Origin of the sequence: Serratia sp. NPDC087055 (assembly GCF_044900985.1) — a bacterium.
Taxonomy (GTDB): Bacteria; Pseudomonadota; Gammaproteobacteria; order Enterobacterales; family Enterobacteriaceae; genus Serratia.
Genome location: NZ_JBJDOG010000001.1, coordinates 467,366 through 493,079, shown reverse-complemented (window position 1 = coordinate 493,079; position 25,714 = coordinate 467,366). Strand labels below are relative to the sequence as shown.

At 56.1% G+C, this 25,714-nt stretch carries 26 protein-coding genes; 18 read left to right on the top strand and 8 right to left on the bottom strand.

Annotated elements, in window-relative coordinates:
- Window positions 1–39: 39 nt before the first annotated feature.
- Together ACI2J2_RS02280 and ACI2J2_RS02275 are read right to left on the bottom strand one after the other, a co-directional pair.
- Window positions 40–1,119: an endonuclease/exonuclease/phosphatase family protein gene (locus ACI2J2_RS02280; RefSeq protein ID WP_209635685.1), complete on the bottom strand. Its 1,080-nt coding sequence runs from the start codon at window positions 1,117–1,119 to the stop codon at window positions 40–42.
- A 108-nt stretch (window positions 1,120–1,227) separates the two neighbouring features.
- Entirely contained in the window at window positions 1,228–2,280 is a 1,053-nt protein-coding gene (locus ACI2J2_RS02275; RefSeq protein WP_404759335.1) for an SDR family oxidoreductase, read from the bottom strand.
- A gap of 112 nt (window positions 2,281–2,392) precedes the next feature.
- Here ACI2J2_RS02275 and ACI2J2_RS02270 point away from each other — a divergent pair, with 112 nt between their 5' ends.
- Entirely contained in the window at window positions 2,393–3,325 is a 933-nt protein-coding gene (locus ACI2J2_RS02270) for a LysR family transcriptional regulator (RefSeq protein WP_404759334.1), read from the top strand.
- Between the two features lie 3 nt (window positions 3,326–3,328).
- Here the strand turns inward: ACI2J2_RS02270 and ACI2J2_RS02265 are convergent, their stop codons facing one another.
- The 4 genes from ACI2J2_RS02265 to ACI2J2_RS02250 all read right to left on the bottom strand — a co-directional run bounded on the left by ACI2J2_RS02265 (window position 3,329) and on the right by ACI2J2_RS02250 (window position 6,304).
- Window positions 3,329–3,715 (bottom strand): YidB family protein, encoded by a 387-nt coding sequence (locus tag ACI2J2_RS02265; RefSeq protein WP_265553989.1) that lies wholly within the window; start codon window positions 3,713–3,715, stop codon window positions 3,329–3,331.
- 92 nt (window positions 3,716–3,807) lie between these two features.
- The gene (locus ACI2J2_RS02260; protein ID WP_135317107.1) at window positions 3,808–4,056 is read right to left on the bottom strand and encodes a GlsB/YeaQ/YmgE family stress response membrane protein; all 249 of its coding nucleotides are present in this window, start codon (window positions 4,054–4,056) and stop codon (window positions 3,808–3,810) included.
- 518 nt (window positions 4,057–4,574) lie between these two features.
- Window positions 4,575–5,477 (bottom strand): LysR substrate-binding domain-containing protein, encoded by a 903-nt coding sequence (locus tag ACI2J2_RS02255; RefSeq protein WP_209635694.1) that lies wholly within the window; start codon window positions 5,475–5,477, stop codon window positions 4,575–4,577.
- 53 nt (window positions 5,478–5,530) lie between these two features.
- Window positions 5,531–6,304, bottom strand: a complete 774-nt coding sequence (locus tag ACI2J2_RS02250; protein WP_209635696.1) for an SDR family oxidoreductase — start codon at window positions 6,302–6,304, stop codon at window positions 5,531–5,533.
- 268 nt (window positions 6,305–6,572) lie between these two features.
- Between ACI2J2_RS02250 and ACI2J2_RS02245 the strand changes: the two genes are divergently transcribed.
- Complete coding sequence (locus tag ACI2J2_RS02245; RefSeq protein ID WP_209635698.1) at window positions 6,573–6,989, top strand: VOC family protein; 417 nt, start codon at window positions 6,573–6,575, stop codon at window positions 6,987–6,989.
- Between the two features lie 55 nt (window positions 6,990–7,044).
- Here ACI2J2_RS02245 and ACI2J2_RS02240 read toward each other — a convergent pair whose 3' ends face one another.
- On the bottom strand, window positions 7,045–7,239 hold the full coding sequence (locus tag ACI2J2_RS02240; RefSeq protein ID WP_209635700.1) for a hypothetical protein: 195 nt from the start codon (window positions 7,237–7,239) through the stop codon (window positions 7,045–7,047).
- A 257-nt stretch (window positions 7,240–7,496) separates the two neighbouring features.
- Between ACI2J2_RS02240 and ACI2J2_RS02235 the strand changes: the two genes are divergently transcribed.
- Together ACI2J2_RS02235 and ACI2J2_RS02230 are read left to right on the top strand one after the other, a co-directional pair.
- Window positions 7,497–9,047: a diguanylate cyclase gene (locus tag ACI2J2_RS02235; protein WP_404759333.1), complete on the top strand. Its 1,551-nt coding sequence runs from the start codon at window positions 7,497–7,499 to the stop codon at window positions 9,045–9,047.
- A gap of 342 nt (window positions 9,048–9,389) precedes the next feature.
- On the top strand, window positions 9,390–10,292 hold the full coding sequence (locus ACI2J2_RS02230; RefSeq protein ID WP_404759332.1) for a Kdo hydroxylase family protein: 903 nt from the start codon (window positions 9,390–9,392) through the stop codon (window positions 10,290–10,292).
- A 194-nt stretch (window positions 10,293–10,486) separates the two neighbouring features.
- Here the strand turns inward: ACI2J2_RS02230 and paaZ are convergent, their stop codons facing one another.
- The gene (gene paaZ, locus ACI2J2_RS02225) at window positions 10,487–12,559 is read right to left on the bottom strand and encodes a phenylacetic acid degradation bifunctional protein PaaZ (RefSeq protein WP_404759331.1); all 2,073 of its coding nucleotides are present in this window, start codon (window positions 12,557–12,559) and stop codon (window positions 10,487–10,489) included.
- Window positions 12,560–12,877: 318 nt separating this feature from the next.
- Between paaZ and paaA the strand changes: the two genes are divergently transcribed.
- The 14 genes from paaA (at window position 12,878) to ACI2J2_RS02155 (ending at window position 25,712) form a co-directional block, all read left to right on the top strand.
- Window positions 12,878–13,816: a 1,2-phenylacetyl-CoA epoxidase subunit PaaA gene (gene paaA / locus ACI2J2_RS02220; RefSeq protein ID WP_404759330.1), complete on the top strand. Its 939-nt coding sequence runs from the start codon at window positions 12,878–12,880 to the stop codon at window positions 13,814–13,816.
- Between the two features lie 12 nt (window positions 13,817–13,828).
- The gene (gene paaB, locus ACI2J2_RS02215) at window positions 13,829–14,116 is read left to right on the top strand and encodes a 1,2-phenylacetyl-CoA epoxidase subunit PaaB (protein WP_017893307.1); all 288 of its coding nucleotides are present in this window, start codon (window positions 13,829–13,831) and stop codon (window positions 14,114–14,116) included.
- A gap of 8 nt (window positions 14,117–14,124) precedes the next feature.
- Window positions 14,125–14,883, top strand: coding sequence for a 1,2-phenylacetyl-CoA epoxidase subunit PaaC (gene paaC, locus ACI2J2_RS02210; protein ID WP_404759329.1), 759 nt, complete (start codon window positions 14,125–14,127; stop codon window positions 14,881–14,883).
- A 9-nt stretch (window positions 14,884–14,892) separates the two neighbouring features.
- Window positions 14,893–15,390 (top strand): 1,2-phenylacetyl-CoA epoxidase subunit PaaD, encoded by a 498-nt coding sequence (paaD, locus tag ACI2J2_RS02205; RefSeq protein ID WP_209635712.1) that lies wholly within the window; start codon window positions 14,893–14,895, stop codon window positions 15,388–15,390.
- An 8-nt stretch (window positions 15,391–15,398) separates the two neighbouring features.
- A complete protein-coding gene (paaE, locus tag ACI2J2_RS02200; RefSeq protein ID WP_265554007.1) occupies window positions 15,399–16,457 on the top strand; it encodes a 1,2-phenylacetyl-CoA epoxidase subunit PaaE in 1,059 nt (352 codons plus the stop codon).
- 9 nt (window positions 16,458–16,466) lie between these two features.
- On the top strand, window positions 16,467–17,240 hold the full coding sequence (paaF, locus tag ACI2J2_RS02195) for a 2,3-dehydroadipyl-CoA hydratase PaaF (RefSeq protein ID WP_265554009.1): 774 nt from the start codon (window positions 16,467–16,469) through the stop codon (window positions 17,238–17,240).
- 3 nt (window positions 17,241–17,243) lie between these two features.
- Window positions 17,244–18,035, top strand: coding sequence for a 2-(1,2-epoxy-1,2-dihydrophenyl)acetyl-CoA isomerase PaaG (paaG, locus tag ACI2J2_RS02190; protein ID WP_265554012.1), 792 nt, complete (start codon window positions 17,244–17,246; stop codon window positions 18,033–18,035).
- 2 nt (window positions 18,036–18,037) lie between these two features.
- Entirely contained in the window at window positions 18,038–19,555 is a 1,518-nt protein-coding gene (locus ACI2J2_RS02185; RefSeq protein WP_404759328.1) for a 3-hydroxyacyl-CoA dehydrogenase, read from the top strand.
- A complete protein-coding gene (gene paaI / locus ACI2J2_RS02180) occupies window positions 19,555–19,995 on the top strand; it encodes a hydroxyphenylacetyl-CoA thioesterase PaaI (protein ID WP_209636129.1) in 441 nt (146 codons plus the stop codon). The genes ACI2J2_RS02185 and paaI overlap by 1 nt, the downstream gene beginning before the upstream one ends.
- Window positions 19,992–21,197 carry a 3-oxoadipyl-CoA thiolase gene (pcaF, locus tag ACI2J2_RS02175; protein ID WP_404759327.1) on the top strand — a complete coding sequence of 402 codons (1,206 nt, stop codon included), beginning with the start codon at window positions 19,992–19,994 and terminating at the stop codon, window positions 21,195–21,197. The genes paaI and pcaF overlap by 4 nt, the downstream gene beginning before the upstream one ends.
- A 15-nt stretch (window positions 21,198–21,212) precedes the next feature.
- Window positions 21,213–22,520, top strand: a complete 1,308-nt coding sequence (gene paaK / locus ACI2J2_RS02170) for a phenylacetate--CoA ligase PaaK (RefSeq protein ID WP_404759326.1) — start codon at window positions 21,213–21,215, stop codon at window positions 22,518–22,520.
- 78 nt (window positions 22,521–22,598) lie between these two features.
- Window positions 22,599–23,537: a phenylacetic acid degradation operon negative regulatory protein PaaX gene (gene paaX / locus ACI2J2_RS02165; RefSeq protein WP_209635727.1), complete on the top strand. Its 939-nt coding sequence runs from the start codon at window positions 22,599–22,601 to the stop codon at window positions 23,535–23,537.
- 12 nt (window positions 23,538–23,549) lie between these two features.
- Complete coding sequence (gene paaY / locus ACI2J2_RS02160; protein ID WP_404759325.1) at window positions 23,550–24,146, top strand: phenylacetic acid degradation protein PaaY; 597 nt, start codon at window positions 23,550–23,552, stop codon at window positions 24,144–24,146.
- 81 nt (window positions 24,147–24,227) lie between these two features.
- Entirely contained in the window at window positions 24,228–25,712 is a 1,485-nt protein-coding gene (locus ACI2J2_RS02155) for a PLP-dependent aminotransferase family protein (RefSeq protein WP_404759324.1), read from the top strand.
- Window positions 25,713–25,714: the final 2 nt, after the last annotated feature.

The window sequence follows — 25,714 nt, the reverse complement described above, 5'->3', positions numbered from 1 at the left end:
AACACCCCGCAGTCCGCGCTGCGGGGTAAACCTGAAACGTCAAGCGCCGGGCGTATGCACATCGTCAGGCGTAGAGCCGGTATTGGCCAACTTCTCTTGTGCCAACGCTTCATCTTCGCTGTCTTTCTCCAGGCTTTCCTGCTGCTCCCCCTGTTTTGGCGAATACACCAGTTCTACCAAAATCGGGAAATGATCCGATCCTACATGGGGTAAACGACGCAGCGCACCCAGCACAAAATCATCACTGTGGAACACGTGATCCAACGGCCAACGCAGGAACGGATAGCCTGCATGGAAGGTGCTGAACATACCTCGGCCACGGCGCGGGTCCAACAAACCGCTGACTTTGAGGAACAGCCGAGTGGTAGTCGACCACGCCACATCATTGAGATCGCCGGTCACAATGACCGGATACGTCGATTTGTCCACACTTTTGCCCACCATCACCAACTCGGCATCGCGATCTTCTGACTCTTCATTTTCTGTCGGGCTTGGTGGCATCGGATGCACACAGTGCAAGCGTACCTGCGGCCCCTGCGGCAAATGCACCATCATGTGCATCGACGGGATCTGCTCATCCACCAGGTACTGAATTTGGGCGTCGCTAAGTTTCAGCCGTGAATAGACATGCATACCGTACAGATTATCCAGCGGGCATTTCAGCGTGTACGGGTAGTCTTGTTCCAGCACCGACAGTTGTTGCTCCCACCAGTTGTCGGTTTCTACAGCGACCAGCACATCCGGTCGCTCGGTAGCCACCAACGCCAACAGTTTTTCCGCCTGGCGATTAGGGGTTAACACATTGGACACCAAAATGCGGATACGTGGCTTCTTCTGATAACCGGTAAAGTCCAGCACCTGGGGTTTGCTCAACGGGGTATAAGGGTAAATCCATGCGGCCTGATACAGGGCACAGGCCAGGTTTACCGTCATCATGCCCCACACCCAAGGTGACAAGGGCACAAACAGCAAATTAAGCAACAACACCAATAGGGAAAGCACCAGTATTTGCAGGCGGGGGAAATCCCACACCCGAATCCACCAGGCTGCCTGCTTCGACAGTGGCGCAATGGTCACCAGCGCCAGCAAAAGCGTCAGTATGGCGGTAATCCCTGTCACGTTTAATTCCTCATCATCGGCGTGGCCTGTCGAAATGACGGCCTTCTGACTGCCACATCAAGCGGCAGCCAAAGATTGCCATAAAAAACGCCTGCCCCGCCAGCCAGCTTAAGGAATAATCTTGCGACGGCGGAACTCATCAAACAGCGCAAACAGCATCGCTTCCGTCTCGATAAATGCGTGGAAGCCAAAGCGGCGTGCCTTACTGCCATCCGCGAACATGTCGTAATCCCACGAAAAAACAAAGTCGGCAAAGCGCCAGCTCGCCACCGCGCCATAGTCAGTCTCGGCCAAGTCATGCTGTTGCACAAGGCATTGCCACAACTCGCTTTTATCCGCCATCACCGAGTCCAGCACCAGGGGTAACGGCGGTGCTATCTCCATGTCAAAATAGGCGGCAATTTTTGGCCACATCTCGCTCCAGCGGAACAAATCACCATTATTGATGTTAAACGCCTGATTGGCCGCCGCCGGTTCTGTCGCCGCCCAAAGCGTAGCGCGCGCCAGTAGCCCGGCATCGGTCATTTCCAACAGGCTGTGATAAGCACCCGGTTTACCGGGAAAACGCAACGGTATCCCCAATGCCTTGCTGATAGAGGCATAAACGGCGATGGTCAGTGCCAGGTTCATCGGATTGCCCAGTGAGAAACCGCCAACAACGCTTGGACGGATTGCACTCCAATGCCAACTCTTCCCTTGCTGACGCCGTTCCAGATAACGCTGTTGCGCAAGATTAAACTCCGGCGGCATGTGTCCAGCATCACTCTCCCTCGCTGGCGTTTTAAAAGGTCCCAGATGGGCACCGTAGACTTTATAGCCCTGCATCAGGCTGATGTGTTCCAGTCCCGGTGCAAACGGCTCCAATGCCTCCACAACATGCGTTAACATCGCCACATTCGGCGCAACCAACCCCGCCCAGTCCGACGCATCCTGATAAGCCGCGTAGAAAATGTGGCTGACCCGGGTCAACGAACGCAAAGCGTTATCCGTTGCCTGCGCATCCAACAGATCGACGGCCAGATAACGCACTCGCGCCCGATCGACGCCCCCGCGCCTGGACAGGCCAATCACCTGCCAGCCTTGTTGCTCCAGCTCATCAATCAGCCTGCTGCCAATAACGCCGTTAGCGCCTACCACCAATGCCACTTTATCGTTTTGCATATATGCCCCACTCAGTATGAATTGATGTATTCACTGTGAGTGATAAGCAACGCTTGCGGTAGAAGGCCTTTCTTACTAACACTTATAAGTAAATTCTATAGGTGGAACAGCAATGGACAAACTGAGCGCAATGAAAACCTTCGTCCGCGTGGCCGAACTCGGCAATCTTTCTGCCGCTGCCCGCGACCTCGGCCTGACTCAGCCGGCTGTCAGCCAGCAAATCGCCGGTTTGGAACAGCAGCTGGGGGCGCAGTTGCTGTTTCGCAGTACCCGAGCCGTAACCTTGACCGACGCCGGTGCCGGTTATTACCAACACATCAAACCGATTCTTGCGGCGGTGAACGACGCTGAAGAAGCGTTGCAGGGATTGAACCAGAAACTGTATGGCCCGTTGCGTATTCACGCGCCAACGGGTTTCGGCCAGCAGCACCTGACACCGCTGGTCATTGCCTTTCAGCAACTCCACCCGGCACTGAATATCGAGCTGTTGTTGGATGACCGCCGCGCCGACGTGATAGGGGAAGGCGTTGACGTAGCGATTCGCTTTGGTGAACTCAATGCCCCAGGCATCGTCTCGAGACGATTGGGGGGATTGCAACGGATGCTGGTTGCATCACCGGCTTACCTGGCACGACATGGCACACCGCAAACGCTGGCAGAGCTGGCAGCACATTCGCATGTACGCTACAGCGGTCTCACCGACGGTGACTCGTTGACGTTAATCGGCCCTCAGGGTGCCGAGATGGTAAATTTGCGTCCGGTTTTTCGCGCGAACAATACCTTTTCACTGCTGGCCGCTATCGAGGCAGGGCTGGGGATTGGTGGTGCGCAGCGGCCGCTGATTGGTCGGCAACTGTCTACCGGTGCGCTCGTGCCGGTTTTGCCTGACTGGCACTACCCAGCAATGGCATTGCATGCGGTTTATCCCGGCGCGCGGTTCATTCCTCGCAAAGTACGGGCCTGGGTGGATTACCTGCAGGAAGCGTTGGGAGACATTGAGGGAATAAGCGTGAATCATGCCCCCGGCAATACGCCGAGGGCATAAGCATTATTTGAACAGTTTACCGACCATGTCGCCCAGTTCGTTGCTGTCTTGCTGCACTTCCCCATTGGGTGACGCCGCGTCAGCGACCGTTGGCAGGAACTGCGCAATCGTCGCTGATGCCTGAGCCGGGTCGATCCCCAGCTTTTCTGCCAACTGGTTAATCGCATCGCTACCCAGCGCCTGCTGCACGTGATCGCCGCTTATCTGCTGGTTTTCACCGTTGCCCAGCCATGAGCCGACCACATCGCCGAATTGCCCCTGACGGAACTTGTCCAGAATCGCCTGCAGACCACCCTGTTGCTCAACCCATTGCATGATAGCAACGTAATCCAGGCCTTTACCGTTACTGCCGCCCAGAATGTTGCCCAATACGCTATCAAACAGACCCATGGTAATCTCCTTCAGGCCGTCGGCATAAGCCGCACGCCCCTGTGACTTAACGAAAAAGGGCCGCCGTAGCGACCCTATTGATCAGCACCGAATCAGTTTCTGATCTTTCTGTAGACAAAAAGTACTACCAGAGCACCAATTACCGCGACAACAAAACTGCCCAGGTTGAAGCCGTCAACACGGCCCATACCGAAGAAGGTACTGATATAGCCGCCGACAACAGCACCGATGACCCCCAGGATGACGGTCATGATAAATCCGCCACCGTCCTTGCCCGGCATGATCCATTTAGCCAAGATACCGGCGATTAAACCAAAAATGATCCAGGAAATGATGCCCATTTTTACTCTCCCTATTACCTTTTGCCTAAAAGAAACTCTATCACCAGACCCACGACGGCGCCTGCTCCAACCCTGATCGATATTTTCGCACTGGTATTTCCCTGTGCTTGCCGTGACCGGCAGCGCGATACAGGGTGAATCGCGCTAAACACGCATCTTCACACTGTTACTATAGACAAATATCAGCAGTTTACACATTTCCGTCTGTCTGAATTTGTCTGTACATAAAACGACCACCTTCATCTAACTGTCATTTCTGCGCGCTATAACAAGGAGGAATTTCCCTGCGGGAGACAGACCATGACCAACACACCCTTTTTACTGATACTGGCCGCGTTATACGCCCTGGCTGCCGTCTGGGATGGCTCTGCCACCCTCCTGCTTATGTAATGTTACACATCCTTTGTCACTTTATTGTTGGCTTTAATTGTGTCTTGTTTTTTCAGCAAATTTAATTGGCTGAAAACCAATAATAAATTCCGCCGCGTTTAGATAAAAATCCCATAGGCCATCAGGCTTTAGGGTTCACAAAACGGCTTGATTAAGTGGCTAAACCACTCGGCAAACGCGATGAAACGTGCCGAACGCTGGCGGCGGTGCGGGTAAAGCAACGCAATGCCCATCGCTGGCGGACGAGCCTGTGGCAAGATTTCACACAGACTGCCGTTATCCAGATGATGCTGAACATCAAATCGGGGTATCTGCATCAACCCCAGTCCTGCCAAACAACACCCGATATAGCTTTCTGCATTGTTAACCGTCACCCGGCTGCGTAGCGTTTTTTCACCATAGTGCTCCCCTTGTTGCCACGACCAGGTATCTGCCCCTGCCAGCGTAGGTTGCGCATAGCCCACCACCCAATGATCGTCCAATTGAGCAGGCGTATGCGGGATACCGTAACGCTGCAGGTAGTCCGGGCTGGCGCAGTTAATCATGCTGAGTCGGCCCAGTGGCTGGCTGACCAGGCTGCTGTCGCTGAGGCTACCCACGCGTACCACGCAGTCGACCCCTTCCTGAATCAAATCGATTGAGCGGTCGCTGGCACTGAGAAATAACTGAATGTCGGGGTACTGAGAAAAGAAATCGGGCAATGCGGGTACCAGCATCCGCCGGGCTATGCGGCTGGGGACATCAACGGTCAGACGACCATCAATGGGGCCGTTTTGGCGGTGAAAAAGGTTTTCCAATTCTTCCACGTCACCCAGCAGGTTGCGTGCTTTCTCAAGTAACAGTTCACCGTCGCTGGTCAGTTGCACCCGCCGGGTGGTGCGATGAAACAGACGAGCGCCCATTTCATGTTCCAGTTGCTGTATTGCCGCCGACACCGTGGTTTTCGGCATCATCAAGATTTGCGAGGCTCGGATGAAACTGCCTACCTCGGCAACCTGGATAAAAACCCGCAATCTCCCTATTTTATCCACCGATTGTGCATCCTGATAAACAGGCTGCGGCACAGGCCGCAGCAGAATTGAGATTAACGAGTAGTATAGCCACCGTTGGCAAACAGCGTCTGACCGGTGATCCACCAGCCGTCAGTGACCAAAAATTTAACGATTGGCGCGATGTCTTCGATGTCGGTCAGACCCGTTTTCGAAAACTTGCTCAGTGCAGCAGCACTGCTGTGATAGTCCACCGCTTCCTTGCTTTCCTGGCCGTAGAAGAACGGGGTATCCATTGGCCCTGGGCCGATTGCATTCACGCTGATCCCGCGTTCGCCAAATTCTTTGGATGCAGCGCGGGTGAAGTGCTCTACCGGCGCCTTGCTGCCAGGATAGACCGCATAAAATGGCGTGTAGGCAGCCAACAATGAACTGACAATCGTCACAATGCGCCCGTTGTCGGCCAGATGTTTACCCGCCTGTTGGATAAAGAAAAACGCCGCCTTGGCGTTGATGTCAAAACTGCTGTCGTAATCTGCTTCGGTGACGTCGGCAATCGGTTTTTTGATCACCAGACCCGCTGTATTGATCGCAATATCCACTTTGCCGAACGCCGTGACCGCCTCTTCGAACAGCCGTGCCACGTTACCAGGCTGCGTCAGATCGCCCTGTACCGCTATCGCCTGTGCACCTGCTGCTTTCACTGCCTTCAGCGTGTCTTCCGCTGCCGTTCGAGTCGCATCACTGTTGTAATGCACCACCACGGCCGCCGCACCGTTAGCCGCCAGATCGCGTGCTACCAGGCCACCCAAGTTCTTCGCGCCGCCCGCGATCAAAACGACTTTTCCATTTAAAGATTGCTTGCTCATTACAGTCACTCCGTTAGTGAAGGGTGTAACGAGTATAGAAACTGTGACCGCTCAGATAATCTGTCCAAACTGGGATGAACTGTCCCGGTTTTTTGGCCAATAGCCCCCGCAATGCAAGAAATTCTTACAGCGTGATCGCCCACAAGGCATTCAGCGCTAATCGCACTACACTTGTAAGTTGCCAACGGCAATAGTCGCAAACAGAAACTATTGCTTCCCGCCCGTGGGCACTCAAAGGTTCTGACGGGCCATAACAGAGGTCAATGTCATGTTGATTCAACCCTATTTATTTTTTAGCGGTAACTGTGAGCAGGCGGTTAACTTCTACGTGGCGCAGTTGGGCGCTAAACTTGAAATGATGATGCGTTACAAAGAGATGCCGGAAGAGGCCAAGCAAGGAAACCCGCAAGATGTCGATCCAGAGGCCATCATGCATGCGCGGTTATTGATTGGTGAAACCGCGTTGATGGCCTCCGACGGCTGCCCACAAGATGGCGCCGACGCATCGCACAAAGGATTTGCGCTGTCACTCAATCCGAGCAACGTCGAACAAGGGCGTGAGCTGTTTGAAAAGCTTTCACAGGGCGGTCAAGTGACCATGCCTTTCCAGCCCACCTTCTGGGCCAAGGGTTTCGGCATGCTGACCGACAGGTTTGGTGTTAATTGGATGGTTAACGTTGAGTAACGCGTCATCTCGGTGCGGTGTCCGCCGCCGATAGCGGCCATCGTACCGCCAACGCTCAGTTGTAGTGATACCAGTCGTACGCCGCCATGGCGAACAACACAAACATGGCAGCCAACAGCACCAGCCCTAAACGCCAGTAAGGCGATTTACGCCGCCGCCAGGCAAACCCAATCAATAACGCCAGCACCCCCAAGGTTACTGGATAATAAACAACCAACGTCAATAAACTAATAATGATGTAATCAGACATGCCGGGATCCCTTATTATTCTCTAATCCGGTTTTATGGCGAATTGTATACCGATGAATTTCACCTTGTCTCTAGAGGAACACCCCGCTCATCGCCATGTTTGAATGGGACTCGCATACGACACCTACGCAATCGGGAACGAATATGTTCGCATGGCAGTTTGCTCATTTTGCGTAAGGGAGTAGTGGTCTGCCGGATTAACGAATAAGATGTAGGATTGTTCTTAACACGATTTGAAGATTGTATAGCAAGGGTGACATGACACAGCAGCAACCTCAGAATGCCGAGCAGCCGCACAACGGTAAAAATTCCCCGTTATTATTCCAGGCCGGCGTATTTGTCGTCATCGTTGCCGCCACGTTGATCCTGTTTAACGCCTGGCAGATTTGGAATGCGCACCAGCGTGACCTGCAAAGCGCCAACCATGAATCTGCTAATCTGGCACGCTCTTTGGCGCAGCATGCTGATGATACCTTTATGCAGACAGACAGCACGCTGGCTGATCTTACCGAACGGATTCAACACGATGGGTTAGGCCAACTGCAACAATTGCGGCTGCAAAGAGTCATGCAATCCCAGGTCGGTAACCTGCCTCAACTGCACGGTCTGTTTGTCTACGATGCTAAAGGAAATTGGATCGTCACTTCATCGGGAAGATTCGTACAAAACGCCAACAATGCCGATCGCGAGTATTTTAAATATCACCTCGATCACAACAGCAACACGATCTATATCGGTAAAGTCGTGCGTAGCCGTTCTACCGGCGATTTAATCATCCCGGTGTCGCGGCGTTTTAATAACCCGGACGGCAGTTTTGCCGGGGTAATCTTGGCCACACTGTACGTCGATTATTTCCGCCAGTTTTACGATACCTTTGCGTTAAACAGCGATGCATCACTCAACCTGCTATTGGCGGACGGCACCATTCTCTACCGTCGCCCTTATTCCGTTGCCTCCATCGGCAAGAACATCTCTGATGGCGTGCTGTTTCGCGAAATTCTGCCGCACTCCGAATTCGGTAATGCCACCATTATCTCGCGCTACGACAAGGTGGAACGGATTTATGGCTATTCGCGAGTGAACCGTTACCCATTGGTGATTGCGGCGGGCTTGTCGAAAGAAGATGCACTGGCCGATTGGCGCAACGACTCTGGCGTATTTGCCCTGGGGGGGGTCACCCTACTGGCTATTCTGCTGGCGTTGGGCCTCGTGCTGATGCGCCAAATCAATCACAGTGTACGAACCGAAGCTGAACTCATGCGCACCCGAGATCAGCTCACCAGCATCAATCGCACGCTGGAAGAGCTGGCACTGCTGGATGGCCTGACTGGCCTGGCCAACCGCCGTCAGTTTGATATCGCGTTAAAAAATGAGCTGATGCGCGCTTCACGCAATTATCGCAGCGTGGCGTTATTGATGCTGGATATCGACTATTTCAAGCAGTATAACGACATCTACGGCCACGTCGCCGGCGATCAGTGCCTGCAGCAGATCGGGCAAATGCTTAAAGGGTTAGCCAGCCGCAGTAACGACATTATGGCCCGTTACGGTGGTGAAGAAATGGGCATCATTCTGCCGGATACCGATGCTCAAGGCGCGTTTATCTTCGCTGAACGCGTTATCGAAGCGATGCGTGATTTGAAAATACCGCATCGGGGTAACCCGCATGGCATCGTCACCATCAGTATTGGTATCTATGCCAAGGTTCCGCATATGTATAACGACACACCTATTGGTTTTATCAACCAGGCAGACAGTGCGTTGTACCAAGCTAAAGAACAGGGTAAAAACTGCATTTATTCCGCTTAACATTCTGGGCCGCCTCCGCAGGAGGTGGCCCAACGATAAAATAACCGCCCAACACACCAAAAAAACACAATCCACTGATTAAAAACAAAAAGTATAATTAACCTTTTGATTTGTTTTTATATGGGAAGAATTAACGCTCAGCCACTCTTTTTTTACCTATTCGTGCGCTTGGCACCTTCGTTTAATGTCTGTTTACTATTTACCGCATTTTAATAGTGCTACGCTTAAAAACGCGTTCCTATTAATAATAATTAATAAAACCCAATGAAATAATCCCCCTTGGTTATAAATTCCTTTCAAAGTAAAAACAATTAAAGCATCAACCCTTCGCAAGGAGATATTATGCGTGCGGATAGCCTTACGCCTGAACAGGCAGTGATGAACTTGCCACAACGGCAGTGGGATATGGCTCCCCCATCCCTTTCCTTCTCCGCCGTAGAGGCACTGGAGCAAGGTAAGATCCTCTTTTTACCGGAGCTGGCTTTTTTATTATCGCCAGAGGAAATAACGTTACTTGACCCTACACTGGTCGATGCCAAACGTAAAAACATCAGTTATTGGCCAGAAAGGGATAAATTATCCGGCGTGGCGGTCGCGGGACAACAGCCACAAGTCCAGGCACTGTTGGCACGCTATTATCAGTCCTGCCGTCAGTTGATCTCCGGGTTATTGCCGCACTACCAGCAAACGCTGCATTCGCCCACCAACAGCTTGCGTCTGCATCCGGTTTCGGCCTGGCGTGCAACCAGTTCATGGCGTAAAGACGACAGCCGGCTGCACGTTGATGCCTTCCCTTCTCGTCCAAATCACGGGGAACGCATCCTGCGAATCTTTACCAACATCAACCCGAACGGAGAGCATCGCCAATGGCGTATTGGTGAGCCTTTTCCCGAATTAGCGCAACGTTTTATCCCGCGCCTGTCCCGCTATTCACCGTTGAGCAGTTGGTTGCAGCATAAAGTCGGTATTACCAAGCGCCGACGTAGCCATTACGACCACCTGATGCTGCAACTGCATGACGCCATGAAAGCCGACCAACACTATCAGCAGCAGGGCCCGCAACTGGCGCTGGATTTGCCAGCGGGTAGCAGTTGGATCTGTTTTTCCGATCAGACGCCGCACGCAGCAATGGCAGGCCAATTTATGTTGGAACAGACCTTCCTGCTGCCGGTCAACGCCATGAAAAACCCGCAACAATCGCCGCTAAAAGTATTGGAAACACTGCTGCACCAGCCATTGCTTTAGCCCGGTTCCATCAGCAGGGCTTCCCTGCCGTGGCATCAGTGGCTGGTGCTCCACGCCTGGCTGTAGCGACTGGCTTCAGCCACCGGGGGGGCGCCAATGCCGGCAGCAATTGCAAATGCAGGCCATTGCGTAGACCCAACCATGTTGACCAGAGTAAGGCGCTTCTTAGCCCAGGCGCCCTACCCCCGCCGCCATCAGCTTGCCGGCGCAATATCCCCTTCCTGACGCGCTACCAGCGTGAGAATACTGTATAGCGCCACCGCTTGCTGGTGCTGATTGAGTACCTGGACATCCCACACCACCACGCCATGCGGGCGATCTTCTGCCGTTTTCTGCGGCTTACGGATTTTTTTCTTGCAGGTCAGTCGCACCTGAATGGTATCGCCAATCTTCACCGGTTCGATAAAGCGCAAGTTTTCCATGCCATAGTTGGCAATCACCGGCCCTACGCCAGGGTCAACAAACAGCCCGGCCGCGGCGGAAACCACAAAATAGCCGTGTGCGACTCGCTCGCCAAACAGGGACTCGGCAGCGCCGATCTTGTCCATATGCGCATAGAAATGGTCACCGCTCAGACAGGCAAAATTAACAATATCGGCCTCGGTTAGGGTACGGCGTGCCGTCAGCAGGCTTTCGCCCAGTCGCAGTTGTTCAAAGTATTTACGGAATGGATGAACCTGATCCTCAATCACCGTGGCCCCGCGCACCCACTCACGGCCGATTGCCGCCAGCATCGCCGGGCTACCCTGGATCGCGGTGCGTTGCATATAGTGTTTCACCGCCCGCAATCCGCCCAACTCTTCGCCGCCGCCGGCGCGCCCTGGCCCACCGTGTACCAGCATCGGCAGTGGCGAACCGTGGCCGGTGGATTCCGTCGCCGCATGCCGATCCAGGATCAGCATGCGGCCATGCGCGCAGGCAGTGGCGCGAATAAACTGTGTCGCCAACGCTTCATCGGCAGTGACCAACGATCCTGCCAGGCTCCCTTGGCCCATCAAGGCCAGTTCTATCGCCTGTTCGGTGTGTTGATAGGGCATCAGCGTTGCCACTGGGCCAAATGCCTCAGTGCCGTGCACGGCCTGATGAGCAAAGGGATCGGCGCAATAAAGTAGGGTGACCGGGTAAAATGCCCCGTTTTTCGCGCCGTCCCCCATGATGTCCAGTTTATCTGCCACCGCACCGCACAACGGCTCGCACCCATTGTGCAGCAAGTAGTCGACCTTCTGCTGCACATCATCGCGCTGCTCATGGCTGACCAACGCGCCCATGCGCACCTGCTCCAATTTTGGATCGCCGATTGTCACGCCCGCTAACCGCTGCAACAGTGCCTGCTGCACGTCCGCCACCCGCTTCGCCGGTACGATAATCCGCCGGATAGCCGTACATTTTTGCCCGGCTTTGGCGGTCATCTCACGGCACACCTCTTTGATAAACAGCGCAAACTCGGGCATCTGTGGCGTGACGTCTTCCCCCAACACGCAGCAGTTGAGTGAATCCGCTTCCATGGTGAAGGCGATAGATTTCTCCAGCAGGCGCGGATGAGCACGCAGTTGCTGGCCGGTCTGCGCCGACCCCGTGAAGGTCACCGCGTCCTGGTAATCCAGATGTTCAAACATGTCACCTACGCCGCCACAGACCAATTGCAATGCGCCTTCAGGTACCAAGCCACTGTCGATAATCAGCCTGACCATCGCCTGCGTTAATTGGGCCGTCGCCGTTGCCGGCTTAATGACAGCCGGCATGCCAGCCAGCCAGGTGGGTGCCAGTTTTTCCAGCATCCCCCAACAAGGGAAGTTAAAGGCATTAATATGCAGCGCGACACCTGGCCGCGATGTCAGTACGTGGCGAGCGGCAAACTGCGACTGTTTGGACAGTGGAATCAGTTCATCCTCCGGCCACAGGGTATCGTCCGGCAGTTCACGCCCCGCCAACCCGGCATAGGCGAAAAACGTGGCAATTCCCCCCTCGATATCCACCCAACCGTCACTGCGCGTCGCGCCGGTCTGGTATGAAATTTCATACAGCGCCTCTTTATGCGCCAACAGGTTTTTCGCCACCGCTTTCATCATTTGTGCACGCTGCTGGAAGGTCATTTGTGCCAGCGCCTTGCCACCTTTATTGCGTGCGTACTCCAGGCTGGCAGCCAGTGGCAACCCGTCGGAACAAACCTGATACAAGGGTTCGCCGGTGACGGCATGATGGATTTCGCGGGCGGCGCCCTGACCGAACACCCAGCCGCCAGAAAGGTAACTGTGTAACTGCTGCATTTGATCCTCCAGAATTCATAATTTTACACAACAAGGATTAATGACGTATCACATATTGTCCAGTTCACACCAAGGTAAAATTTAACAAAATTAAAACACCAAGCCTGTCAGCATCGCAAAAAAGACGGTTTTCAGCACCGAGGTGATTTTAAATAAGTAAAAATAACAATAAGATAATTAAATCACTTGTGAGTACCATCGCAAAACCACACAAATCTCATTTGATCTTTTTGTTATCAGTTTGTAGCCTTATGGTTAGTTAACGTGATTCACATTTTTATATTTAATGTGAAAAATACGAATCACCAAGAGGCAAGCATGACAACTGACGCGCAACAACAGCAGCACTTCGACGACAAAATTGCGGCGGATACCGCCATTGAAGCCAAAGATTGGATGCCGGATGCCTACCGCCAAAACCTGATCCGCCAGATTGGCCAGCATGCCCATTCCGAAGTGGTCGGCATGCTGCCTGAAGCCAACTGGTTAACCCGAGCGCCTACCCTGCGTCGCAAAGCGGTATTGCTGGCAAAAGTCCAGGACGAAGCCGGTCACGGCCTGTACCTCTACAGCGCAGCCGAAACCCTGGGTTGCTCGCGTCAGAACATCTACCAAAAGATGCTCGACGGCAAAATGAAATACTCCTCCATCTTCAATTACCCGACACTTAACTGGGCGGACATCGGGGTGATTGGCTGGCTGGTGGACGGCGCGGCTATCGTCAATCAGGTAGCCCTGTGCCGCGCGTCTTACGGTCCTTACGCACGCGCAATGGTGAAAATCTGCAAAGAAGAAAGCTTCCACCAGCGTCAGGGGTACGAAGCAGTAATGGCAATGGCTAACGGTAATGAACAGCAGAAAGCGATGCTGCAGGACGCGATTAATCGTTTCTGGTGGCCCGTACTGATGATGTTCGGTCCCAGTGATACCGACTCGCCCCACAGCGCACAAAGCATGGCCTGGAAGATCAAACGCCACAGCAACGATGAACTGCGGCAGAAATTTGTCGACAACACCGTGCCGCAATTGGAAGCACTGGGGATGAGCGCACCGGACGCTGACCTGGCGTGGGACGCCGCTGCCGGCCACTACCGTTTCGGCAACATTGACTGGCGTGAACTGCACGAGGTGATCAAAGGGCGTGGGCAATGCAATCACGAACGACTGCAGGCCAAACGTCGCGCCTGGGAAGACGGTGCCTGGGTGCGTGAAGGCGCCCTGACCCACGCGTCGAAAAACACCTCAACCGCTGCATAAAAGGAATCGATGATGACACACGTTGAATGGCCGCTGTATGAAGTGTTTATCCGCAGCAAACAAGGGTTGGCACACCGCCATGTCGGCAGCCTGCATGCCGCTGATGATCAAATGGCGCTGGAAAATGCACGCGATGCCTATACCCGCCGTAATGAAGGCTGCTCAATCTGGGTGGTGCAGTCCAGTCACCTGATCGCCTCACAGCCTGAGGATCGCGAAGCTTTCTTCGATCCGTCCGATGACAAAATTTACCGTCATCCGACGTTCTATACCATTCCCGACGGCATCAAGAACATGTAGAGGCGGTTATGACCCTTAACGATCCGCGAATCACTTATATCCTGCGTCAGGGCGACACGCCACTGATCCTCGCCCAACGGTTGTGCGCCTGGTGTGGACACGCACCGGAGCTGGAAATCGACCTGGCGCTGGCGAACATTGGCCTGGACCTGCTTGGCCAGGCGCGCAACTTTCTCGGCTATGCCGCCGAGCTGGCGGGGCCGCAATACAGCGAAGACCGTTTGGCTTTCGGTCGTGACGAACGCGAGTTTCACAACCTGCTGCTGGCAGAGCAACCCAACGGCGGTTTCAACGACACTCTGGTACGCCAGTTCCTGATCGATGCCTATCACGTACAACTGCATCAGGCCCTGAGCAACAGCCGCGATGCTCAAATAGCCGCTATCGCCGCCAAGTCGCTAAAAGAAGCGCATTACCACCTACGTTTCAGCCGCGGCTGGATGATCCGCTTGGGTGACGGTAGCCCACTCAGCCATCAAAAAATCCAGCAGTCGCTGGACAACCTGTGGCGATTTACCGCCGAACTGTTCCACGCCGATGACCTGGAGCAGCAATTAGCAGAACAGGGTATCGCCGCCGATCCACGTCAGCTTGAAGCACCGTGGCTCGCGCTAGTCAATGACACGTTACAAGAAGCCACCCTGACGTTGCCCGCAGAGCAGGCGTTCCGCCATGGCGGCAAACAAGGGCAGCATAGCGAGCACCTCGGTCCACTGCTGGCAGAGATGCAATTTCTGCAACGCGCCTATCCGAACGCGAACTGGTAGGAGGCCGTTATGAACATAACCCGGCTACAGGCCCCTGAGATCCCGCAAATTTGGCACTGCCTGCAACAGATCAGCGATCCGGAATTGCCGGTGCTGTCGATTACCGATCTGGGCATGGTGCGCGACGTTGAGGCTGAAGGTACCGGCTGGCGCATTACCTTTACGCCGACCTACTCCGGTTGCCCCGCCACCGAGTTCCTGCTTGAGGCAATAGAACAGCGCCTTGCAGAGGCAGGATTCAGCCCAGTGAAAGTGACGATCCAACTCAGCCCAGCCTGGACCACCGACTGGATGAACGCCGCTGCACGCGCACGGCTGCGCGAATATGGCGTTGCGCCGCCACAGGGGCAAACCTGTGACAAACCGCAGTTGCACGGCCCGGTACCTTGCCCGCGTTGTGGCAGCACTCACAGCGAGAAAATCAGCGAATTTGGTTCCACTGCTTGCAAGGCGTTGTACCGCTGCTGCGATTGCCGTGAACCCTTCGATTACTTCAAATGTATTTAGGAAACGCCATGACGGTCTTCCATCGCCTGAACGTCGCCGCCATCGAGCGCGAAACGCCGGACGCCGTAGCCATCACACTGCGGGTGCCCGAAGAACTCAAAGGTCACTATCGCTACACGCCGGGTCAACATCTGACGCTCAAGGCGCAGATTGACGGTGAAGAGTTACGTCGCTGCTATTCCATATGCAGTTCGCCGCAGGAGGGGCTGTTGCAGATTGGCGTTAAAGCCATTCACCAGGGGCGATTCTCCTCGTTCGTTAACCGCATGCTGAAGGTCGGTGACGCGCTGGAGGTCATGGTGCCACAAGGGCGTTTCGGCTATCAGCCACAGGCAGAAAATAGCGGTAACTATCTGGCCATTGCCGCCGGTTCCGGTATTACGCCAATGCTGTCGATCATCAAAGCCACGCTACAACTCGAACCACGCAGCAGCTTCACGTTAATTTACGGCAATCGCAGCAGCCGTTCGATGATGTTCAAAGAAGCACTGTCCGATCTGAAAAACCGCTACCCGCAGCGCTTTCAGCCACTCTATATGTTCAGCCAGGAAAACCTGGACAGCCCTTTGCTGAGTGGTCGTATTGACCGCGAGCACCTGCTGGCTATCGGCAAGACCCTGCTGGATTACCCTGACTATGACCACGCCTTTATCTGCGGGCCTGAAGCCATGATGGACGATGCCCAAAGCGTGCTGGAACAGGCCGGCGTGCCCACTGGGCACATTCATAGTGAACGTTTTAACACCAGCGGCATTGCCGCTCGGCCGGTCAATGATGGCAATCGTAACGCCACCCAGGTGGAAATCTTGCTTGATGGTCGTCGCGTGAATATCGAGGTTGGCGCACAGGACGACAGCATTCTTGATGCAGCGCTGCGTCAAGGCGCCGATTTGCCCTATGCGTGCAAAGGTGGGGTATGCGCCACCTGCAAATGCCGTTTAAAGGCCGGCCAGGTGGATATGGCCGTCAACTACAGCCTGGAGCCGGATCAGTTGGCGGCAGGTTACGTATTGAGCTGCCAGTCGTGGCCTCGCGGCGACGGTGTGGTCTTGGACTTTGACGTATAGGAGCCACCAATGGAAACCCCTTTGATCCTGCGACAGCAACACCAGCGCGTGGTGACACTGACGCTCCACCGCCCAGAGGCCCGCAACGCCCTGAACACCCCGTGCCTGGAACAGCTGGTTTATTTGCTGGAACACGCCGACGCCGACACCGGCGTTGGCGCCGTGGTCATTACCGGTGCCGCCCGTTTCTTTGCAGCCGGTGCCGATCTGCATGAGCTGCAGCAACAAGATCTGCCCGCAGCGCTGACAGATCGTCGCCCGTTGCTGTGGCAACGGCTGGCACAATTTAGCAAACCCCTGCTAGCGGCAGTGAACGGTTATGCGCTGGGTGCAGGCTGCGAACTGGCCCTGGCCTGCGACATCGTTATCTGCGGTGAAAGCGCCCGCTTTGGCCTACCGGAAATTACCCTCGGCTTGATGCCGGGTGCCGGTGGCACACAGCGATTAATCCGCTGCGTCGGTAAGTCTCGAGCCAGCCAAATGGTGCTGACAGGAGAAGCCATTACCGCCGCAAGTGCATTGCAAGCCGGATTGGTCAGTGAGGTATGCGTAGATGCACTCACGCTGGAACGCACACAGCAGATAGCTGAACGCATCAGCCTACAAGCACCGCTGGCACTCCGTGCCGCCAAACAGGCTCTGAAACAGGCTGAAGAAACCGGCCTTAGCCAGGGGCTGGCCATTGAACGTCAGCAATTCGTCACTCTGGCGGCCACCGACGATCGCCGTGAAGGCATCGCCGCCTTCTTCGAAAAACGTACGCCAAACTATCAGGGGCGCTGATTTATGGATAATGCATTGATTCTCACCCACCTCGAAGCCGGGGTGCTGACCCTGACCCTCAACCGTCCGGACCGGCTCAACAGCTTTAACGATGAGATGCACCGCCAGTTAAGTGAAGCGCTCACTCTCGCTGAAAGGGACGACAAGGTACGCTGCCTGCTGATCACCGGAGCCGGGCGTGGTTTTTGCGCCGGACAAGATCTCAATGATCGCAATGTCAGCGTTGAGCAACAGGCACCCGACCTCGGTCTGTCAGTGGAACGTTTCTATAACCCGCTGATCCGCCGCCTGACCGCCTTGCCAAAACCGGTGGTATGCGCCGTCAATGGCGTAGCGGCAGGCGCTGGTGCTGCTCTGGCGCTCGCCTGCGATATCGTGATTGCCGCCGATAACGCCAACTTTATTCAGTCCTTCTGTCGTTTGGGCCTGGTACCGGATTCCGGCGGCAGCTGGTTCCTGCCACGCTTGGCAGGCCACGCCCGCGCCATGGGCATGGCCATGCTGGGTGACAAAATCAGCGCACAACAGGCGCTGGCCTGGGGCATGATCTGGCAAGTTGTGGCTGCGGATGAATTGGCGTCAACCAGCCAAACATTGGCACAGCACCTGGCCACTCAACCGACCTATGGGCTGGGGCTGATTAAAAAAGCCCTCTACAGTTCGGCGAACAACACCCTCGATCAGCAGCTTGATTTGGAGCGCGATCTACAGCGCCTCGGCGGCCGCAGCGACGACTACCGTGAAGGGGTCAGTGCCTTCTTCGCCAAACGCCCTCCTTCTTTCAGCGGGAAATGATCATGAACCTGCCGAACGTCAACGCAAGGGTCGCGGTGATCGGTGCCGGAACCATGGGGATAGGTATCGCCCAAGTGGCGGCTCGCGCCGGGCATCAGGTACTGCTATTTGATATCGCCGCCACCGCCGCCCAACGGGCACTCGACGCGCTCGGACAGCGGCTGCGCCTACGGGTTGCGTCTGGTAAGGCTGATGCTGCCAGCACCGAAGCGTTGCTGGCACGCATTCATCCGGTAGATGCATTGAGTCAACTGGCCGACAGCGAACTGGTGATTGAAGCGGTAGCAGAAAAACTGCCGATCAAACAGAGCCTGTTCCGCGAGCTGGAGGCCCTGTGCTCCCCTGCCACTCTGTTTGCCAGCAACACGTCATCATTGTCCATCACCGCCATTGCGGGAGCCTTACAGCACCCACAACGCCTGGCTGGTTTGCACTTCTTCAACCCAGCACCGCTGATGAAGCTGGTCGAGATCGTCAGCGGCCTGGACACCAGCGCCGAAACCGTGGCGACGCTGCAAGCGCTCACCCAACAATGGGATAAACAAAGCGTCCTGTGCCGTTCCACACCCGGTTTTATTGTGAACCGCGTAGCACGGCCTTTTTATGCCGAAACCCTCCGCGCGTTGGAAGAACAGGTCGCCGATGCCACGACGCTCGATGCCGTGATGCGTGACGCGGGTGGCTTCGCCATGGGGCCACTGCAATTGACCGATATGATTGGTCAGGACGTCAACTACGCCGTGACCGAGTCCGTATTTCACGCCTTCTTCCAGGATCCCCGTTTTACACCCTCTCTGGTACAGCAAGAACTGGTCGCCGCCGGCCGCCTGGGGCGGAAAAGCGGTCAGGGGTTTTACCGTTATGGCGATCATCCTCAACCGGCTGCCACCTGCTTACCCGCCTCGACCGCCGCGTTACCACGCAGTATCACGCTGCACGGCGATCCTGCGGGCATGACTCTGTTGGCCACTTTGCTGACGGAAAATGCGGTCACGATCAAACAACCTGGCCAGACCAGCGCATTTGCCCGGATAGATGAAGTTACATTTATGTTAACAAATGGTAAAACAGCTAGCCAAATCGCCGAGGAAACCGGGACCCCCGTGGTGCTGTTTGATCTGTCCGCCCACTATTCGCAGGCGTCCACCGTCGCCATAAGCTGCGCGGCGCAAAACGACGCCCGGCACAACGCCACGGTAGTGCGCCTGCTGCAATCCCTTGGCAAAAAAGTGATTCAGTTACCGGACTATCCCGGCCTGTTGGTCATGCGCACCCTCGCCATGCTGGCGAATGAAGCACTCGACGTGGTGAACAAGGGCGTTGCCAGTGCTGCCGATACCGATCGCGCCATGTGCTGCGGGGTCAATTACCCTCGTGGCCCGCTGGAATGGGCAGCCGCTCTGGGTTGGCAACAGATCCTGACCACGCTGGAAAACCTGCAACACTATTACGGTGAACCTCGCTACCGTCCCATGCCGCTGCTGCGCCACTACGCATCCCTCTCTTCAGGAGCCCAATGATGAACGCCAATACGCCCCATGCGCTGGCGCAACGCTGCGCCGAACAGATGTTTCAACAAGATACCTGCGCGCAGGCAATGGGCATGCGTGTGGATGCCGTAGACGCCGGTTTCGCCCGTGTCAGCATGACCGTCGGCCCGCAGATGCTCAATGGGCACCAGACGTGCCATGGCGGTCAACTGTTTAGCCTGGCGGATACCGCCTTCGCTTACGCCTGCAACAGCCAAGGGTTAGCCGCTGTCGCATCCGGCTGCAGCATCGATTTCATCCGCCCTGCGCTGGCAGGCGATCGCCTGACCGCCAGCGCCGAAGTACGCCATCAGGGCAAAACAACGGGGTTATATGACGTGGAAATCGTCAACCAACTGGGCAAAACCGTCGCCTGGTTCCGCGGCCGTGCACATCGCCTGGGCCACCACATTTTAGGGGAACAACCATGAAACAGGCGTTTATCTGCGACGGCGTCCGCACGCCAATAGGCCGTTACGGTGGTGCACTCGCCAACGTGCGTGCTGATGATTTAGCCGCGCTGCCGTTGCGTACTCTGCTGGCCCGCCATCCCCAGGTGGACTGGTCGTTGGTTGATGACGTGATCCTGGGTTGTGCCAATCAGGCCGGGGAAGATAACCGCAATTTGGCACGCATGGCGGCGCTACTGGCCGGTCTGCCGATCAATGTGTCCGGTACCACCGTCAACCGCTTGTGTGGCTCAGGGTTGGACGCCCTGGCAATGGCGGCGCGCAGCATCAAAGCCGGTGACGCTGAGCTGGTATTGGCTGGCGGTGCGGAATCGATGACGCGGGCACCGCTGGTGATGGGCAAGGCCGACAGTGCCTTCAGCCGCCAGGCACAACTGTATGACACCACCCTGGGCTGGCGTTTTATTAATCCGCTGATGCAGGCACAGTTCGGCACCGACTCGATGCCAGAAACAGCCGAAAACGTGGCGGCACAGTTCAACATCAGCCGTGCCGATCAAGATGCTTTCGCGCTGCGTAGCCAGCAACGTACTGCTCAGGCACAAGAGCGCGGATGGCTGGCGCAGGAAATTGAGCCGGTCAGCCTCAGCGGCAAAAAAGGCGTCGTCACGCTGTTCAGCCGGGACGAACATCCACGCGCAGACACTCAGTTGGCGCAATTGCAGGCGCTGAAAACTCCGTTCCGCCAACCCGGCACGGTAACCGCTGGCAACGCATCCGGCTTGAATGACGGGGCAGCTGCGCTGATCGTCTCCTCTGAGAAAATGGCCCTAAGCCAGGGTTTAACGCCGCGGGCGCGTATCGTCGCCACCGCCACCTGCGGTGTCGAACCCCGCCTGATGGGCATGGGACCGCTGCCCGCGACCCGCAAGGTGCTGGAGATAGCCGGACTGAGTCTGGCGCAAATGGACGTGATTGAACTCAATGAGGCGTTTGCCGCCCAGGCGCTGGCCGTGCTGCGCCAGCTTGGCCTGCCTGACGACGCACCACAGGTAAACCCCAACGGCGGTGCGATCGCCCTGGGCCACCCGCTGGGTATGAGCGGTGCGCGTTTGGCGCTGGCCGCCCTGTTTGAACTGGAACGGCGTTCCGGTCGCTACGCACTGTGCACCATGTGCATCGGCGTCGGCCAAGGCATCGCCATGATTATTGAGCGAGTTTGATCCCCGAGGCTAACTATGACAACTAATCCACAGCCACTCGATGCCATTGAGTTCGCCTCGCGCGATGAGATTGAAGCGTTGCAATTGGAACGTCTGAAATGGACGCTTCACCACGCTTACAACAATGTGCCGATGTATAAACGCAAGTTCGATCAGGCGGGTGTCCACCCCGACGATCTCAAACAGCTGAGCGACCTGACCCGCTTCCCCTACACCACCAAGCAAGACCTGCGTGACAACTATCCCTTCGACACCTTCGCCGTGCCGATGGAGCAAGTGGTCCGTATTCATGCCTCGTCAGGGACCACGGGGCGGCCAACCGTCGTCGGCTACACCCAGCGGGACATCGATAATTGGGCGGATATTGTTGCCCGCAGCCTACGAGCCGCCGGTGCCACCGCCAAAGACAAGGTGCATGTGGCCTACGGCTATGGGTTGTTTACCGGCGGGCTGGGGGCGCATTACGGTGCGGAGCGGCTTGGGGCAACGGTGATCCCGATGTCCGGTGGGCAAACGGAACGACAGGCCCAGTTAATCCTGGACTTCAAACCCGACGTGATCATGGTGACGCCATCCTACTGTTTGACATTGATCGACGAGCTGGAACGCAAAATGGGCGGCGACGCTCGCGGCTGTTCACTGCGTCTTGGGATCTTCGGTGCCGAGCCCTGGACCGAAGCGCTGCGGCACGAGATCGAAAGCCGCATGGGCATCAAGGCACTGGATATTTATGGTTTGTCCGAAGTGATGGGCCCAGGGGTCGCCATGGAGTGCGCAGAGAGCGGCGGTGGCCCAACGATCTGGGAAGACCACTTCCTGCCGGAGATCATCTGCCCGGAGACCGGCATCGCACTGCCAGACGGACAGCACGGTGAACTGGTGTTCACCACCCTGACCAAAGAGGCGCTGCCGGTGATTCGCTATCGCACCCGCGATCTCACCCGCCTGCTGCCGGGCGACGCACGCCAAATGCGCCGAATGGGGAAAATTACCGGTCGCTCCGACGACATGCTGATCATCCGCGGCGTCAATGTCTTCCCGTCGCAGGTTGAAGAACAAATTATGCAGTTCGAACAGCTGTCACCGCATTATCAACTGCAAGTCAGCCGCAGCGGGCACCTGGATACGCTGGCGGTGCGCGTTGAATTGAAAGAAGCGGCGCTCAGCCTCAGCCACCAGCAACGCTGTGAGATCTGCCACCAGTTACGCCACCATATCAAGTCGATTATCGGCGTCAGCACCGACGTCAGCATCGCCAACTGTGGCGACATTCCGCGTTCGGAAGGCAAGGCCCAGCGCGTGGTTGACTTAAGACCGCGCTGATTCAACGGGCGTCACGGATGACGCCTTAATGAATTGTGGTAATGTTATGCTTCATCGACGGCTAACCCATGGAAAAATATGGAACATAAACTGGATGAGTTTATCCGCCATGCCATAGACGCTCAGCCGATCAGCGGCACCTCACTGATTATCTCCTTATACGGCGATGCGCTCAGCCATCGCGGTGGCGAGGTGTGGCTCGGTAGCCTGAGCGCGTTGCTGGAAGCGTTGGGCTTCGGCGATCGCTTTGTGCGCACTTCGGTATTTCGCCTGCAAAAAGAGGGCTGGCTGGACGTCGAAAAAATCGGCCGCCGCAGCTTTTATCGGGTGACCGAACAGGGCATGCGCCAATTCCGCCACGCCGAGTCGAAAATCTATCTCAGCGAACCACCCGCCTGGGATGGCAAATGGGATTTGCTGTTGCTGGAAGGGGCAGAAAAGAACGATCGCGCACGGCTAAAAAAAGAGCTGGGCTGGTTGGGGTTCGGTCAAATAGCCAATAACCTGATGGCCGCCCCGACGCACGTGCAAACCGACGTGACGGCGCTGCTCGGCGAACTTAACGCCAGCGAACAGGTGATCTATTTCCGTGCAGACTACCCCTATAATCGCTCAGAACAAACCTTGCAACAGATCGTGGCGAGCTGCTGGGCGCTGGCGGATGTTGCTGCCGATTATCACGAATTTATCGTTTCTTTCCGCCCGCTTATGGCGCTGCTGCGCGAAACCGATGACGTGCTGCTGACACCCCAGCGCTGTTTCCAGATTAAGCTATTATTGATCCACTTCTTCCGGCGCGTGGTGCTAAAAGATCCTTTACTGCCGGATGCCTTGCTGCCCACGCAGTGGGAGGGGCAAATCGCCCGTAATCTGTGCATCAATATTTATCAACGCGTGGATCGTGCCGCTACCGAGTATGTCAGCACGCTGGCAGAAACCACTATCGGTGCCCTGCCCGCCCCGGCAGCAGGCTATTACCGACGCTTTGGCGGCCTGCCACGAGATCCTTCACTATAGGGAGCATTAGCTATGCCCGTGTATCAGATTGACGGCCTAACCCCAGTCGTAGACCCCAGCAGCTATGTACACCCGACGGCGGTGTTGATTGGCGATGTGATCGTCGGCAAACACGTTTATATCGGCCCAAACGCCAGCCTGCGCGGTGACTTTGGCCGATTGGTTATCTGCGACGGTGCCAATATTCAAGACAACTGCGTCATGCACGGTTTCCCGCAGCAAGACACCGTTGTGGAGCAAGATGGTCATATTGGCCATGGCGCGATCCTGCACGGCTGCCGCATCCGGCGCAACGCCATGGTCGGCATGAACGCCGTGATCATGGATGGCGCAGAGATCGGTGAGAATACCATCGTGGGGGCGATGGCATTCGTCAAGGCGGCCGCAGTGATCGACGCCAATAAATTGGTGGTCGGCAGCCCGGCGCGAGTCTTGCGCGATTTAACCGAACAGGAGCTGGCGTGGAAAGTGGCTGGCACACGCGAATACCAGGATCTGGTATCGCGCTGTAAGTCTTCACTGCATGAGGTCGCGCCGCTAACTGCCATTGAACCTGACCGACAGCGCCTGTGCTTTGGCGACCACCTGATTCCGAAAAGTCAGCTTTAATTGCTGCCCCAACAGGCTATTGAGGGACAAAGTGGTTTAAAGTAATGCTCTTACTTACCCCATTTACCTGGACCGGAATAGATGCCCAGAACGGCCAAAACGGTTGACGTTCCTGCGATCGGCGAGCTTGACCGCCACGCAGGGCAACTCAGCCTGCAGCTTGCCCGAGCGTTACGGGCTGCCATCAATAAGGGCGAACTGAAAGCGGGCGATCTGTTGCCCTCCACACGCGTGCTGGCAAGTGCATTGCAGCTTGCCAGAGGCACCGTACTGGCGGCCTTCGAACAACTGACCGCAGAGGGCTTCCTGGAGGCACAACCCGGTTCGGGTACCCGCGTAGCCCTGTCACTCACACGCCAGCCCCCTGTTCCCGCTCCGCATTCCGAAGCCTGCGACATGCCGCTTTCCAGTCAGGCACAGGCGCTGGCAAGCTTTGCAGCCCAGTTGCGGCCGCTGCCGCCAGTGCCCTTCACCGTGTCCGTACCGATCAACGATACCGCGCCCGACGATGTCTGGCGCCGGCTCGGTAACCGAATTCGCGCACGGGGACCCGGTGCCCCCGCCGGTTATGGCGAACCGCTCGGCGCATTGGCATTGCGCAAGGCCGTCTGTGAATACGTCCGTAAATCCCGCTCGGTGCTCTGTACACCCGAACAGGTCATTATCACCGCCGGTACTCAACAGGGTCTCTATCTCGCCACGCAAATTTTGCTGGATGCCGGTGACACGGCCTGGGTGGAAAACCCCGCCTATCACGGTATTACTGCCATCTTTAACAGCGTATTCAGGGATCGAATCATGGCCAGGGTCCCGGTAGATGAGGAAGGCATAGACATCGCGGCGGGTAAAAAGATCGCGCCACGGGCCAGAGCCGCCTTTGTCACCCCCTCTCATCAATACCCGTTATGCATGCCGATGAGTATGACCCGCCGACTCGAGCTGTTGGCATGGGCCAAGGAAAGCCGCGCCTGGATTGTTGAAGATGACTACGACAGCGAAATGCGCTATTCCGGTCATCCTTTCCCTTCATTACAGGGGGTGGATCCATCCAGAGTGATCTACCTGGGGACCTTCAGCAAGATCCTGTTTCCGTCGTTGCGGCTGGGTTATGCCATCGTGCCCACACCGTTAGTCGATGCCTTCTGTGGTGCCCGCGTGTTGATGGATCGCCACCCGCCCAGCGCCGACCAACACGTACTGGCCAGTTTTATGGCGCAAGGGCATCTGGATCGCCATATACGCAGGATGCGTGGCGTGTATGCGGAAAAACGGCGTGTGCTCACCGGCGCCATTAACGCCCATATTTCTCCCGAACTGGCGGCCTTGCACCCCAGCGATCAAGGCATGCATATGCTGCTATGGTTAAAGGCCGGGTTGGACGATCTGCAGGTTGTGCGCCAGGCAGCCAAAGCAGGTGTGGCGGTAAGCTCACTCTCACCCATGTATGCCAGCGGCAGCGAGAAAAGCGGGTTAATACTCGGGTTGGGCGGCTACGATGAAGCACAGATCCACCGTGCCGCCCAAACGCTCAATCAGGTACTGGTGTCGTTAGCCCACCCAGGGTAAGC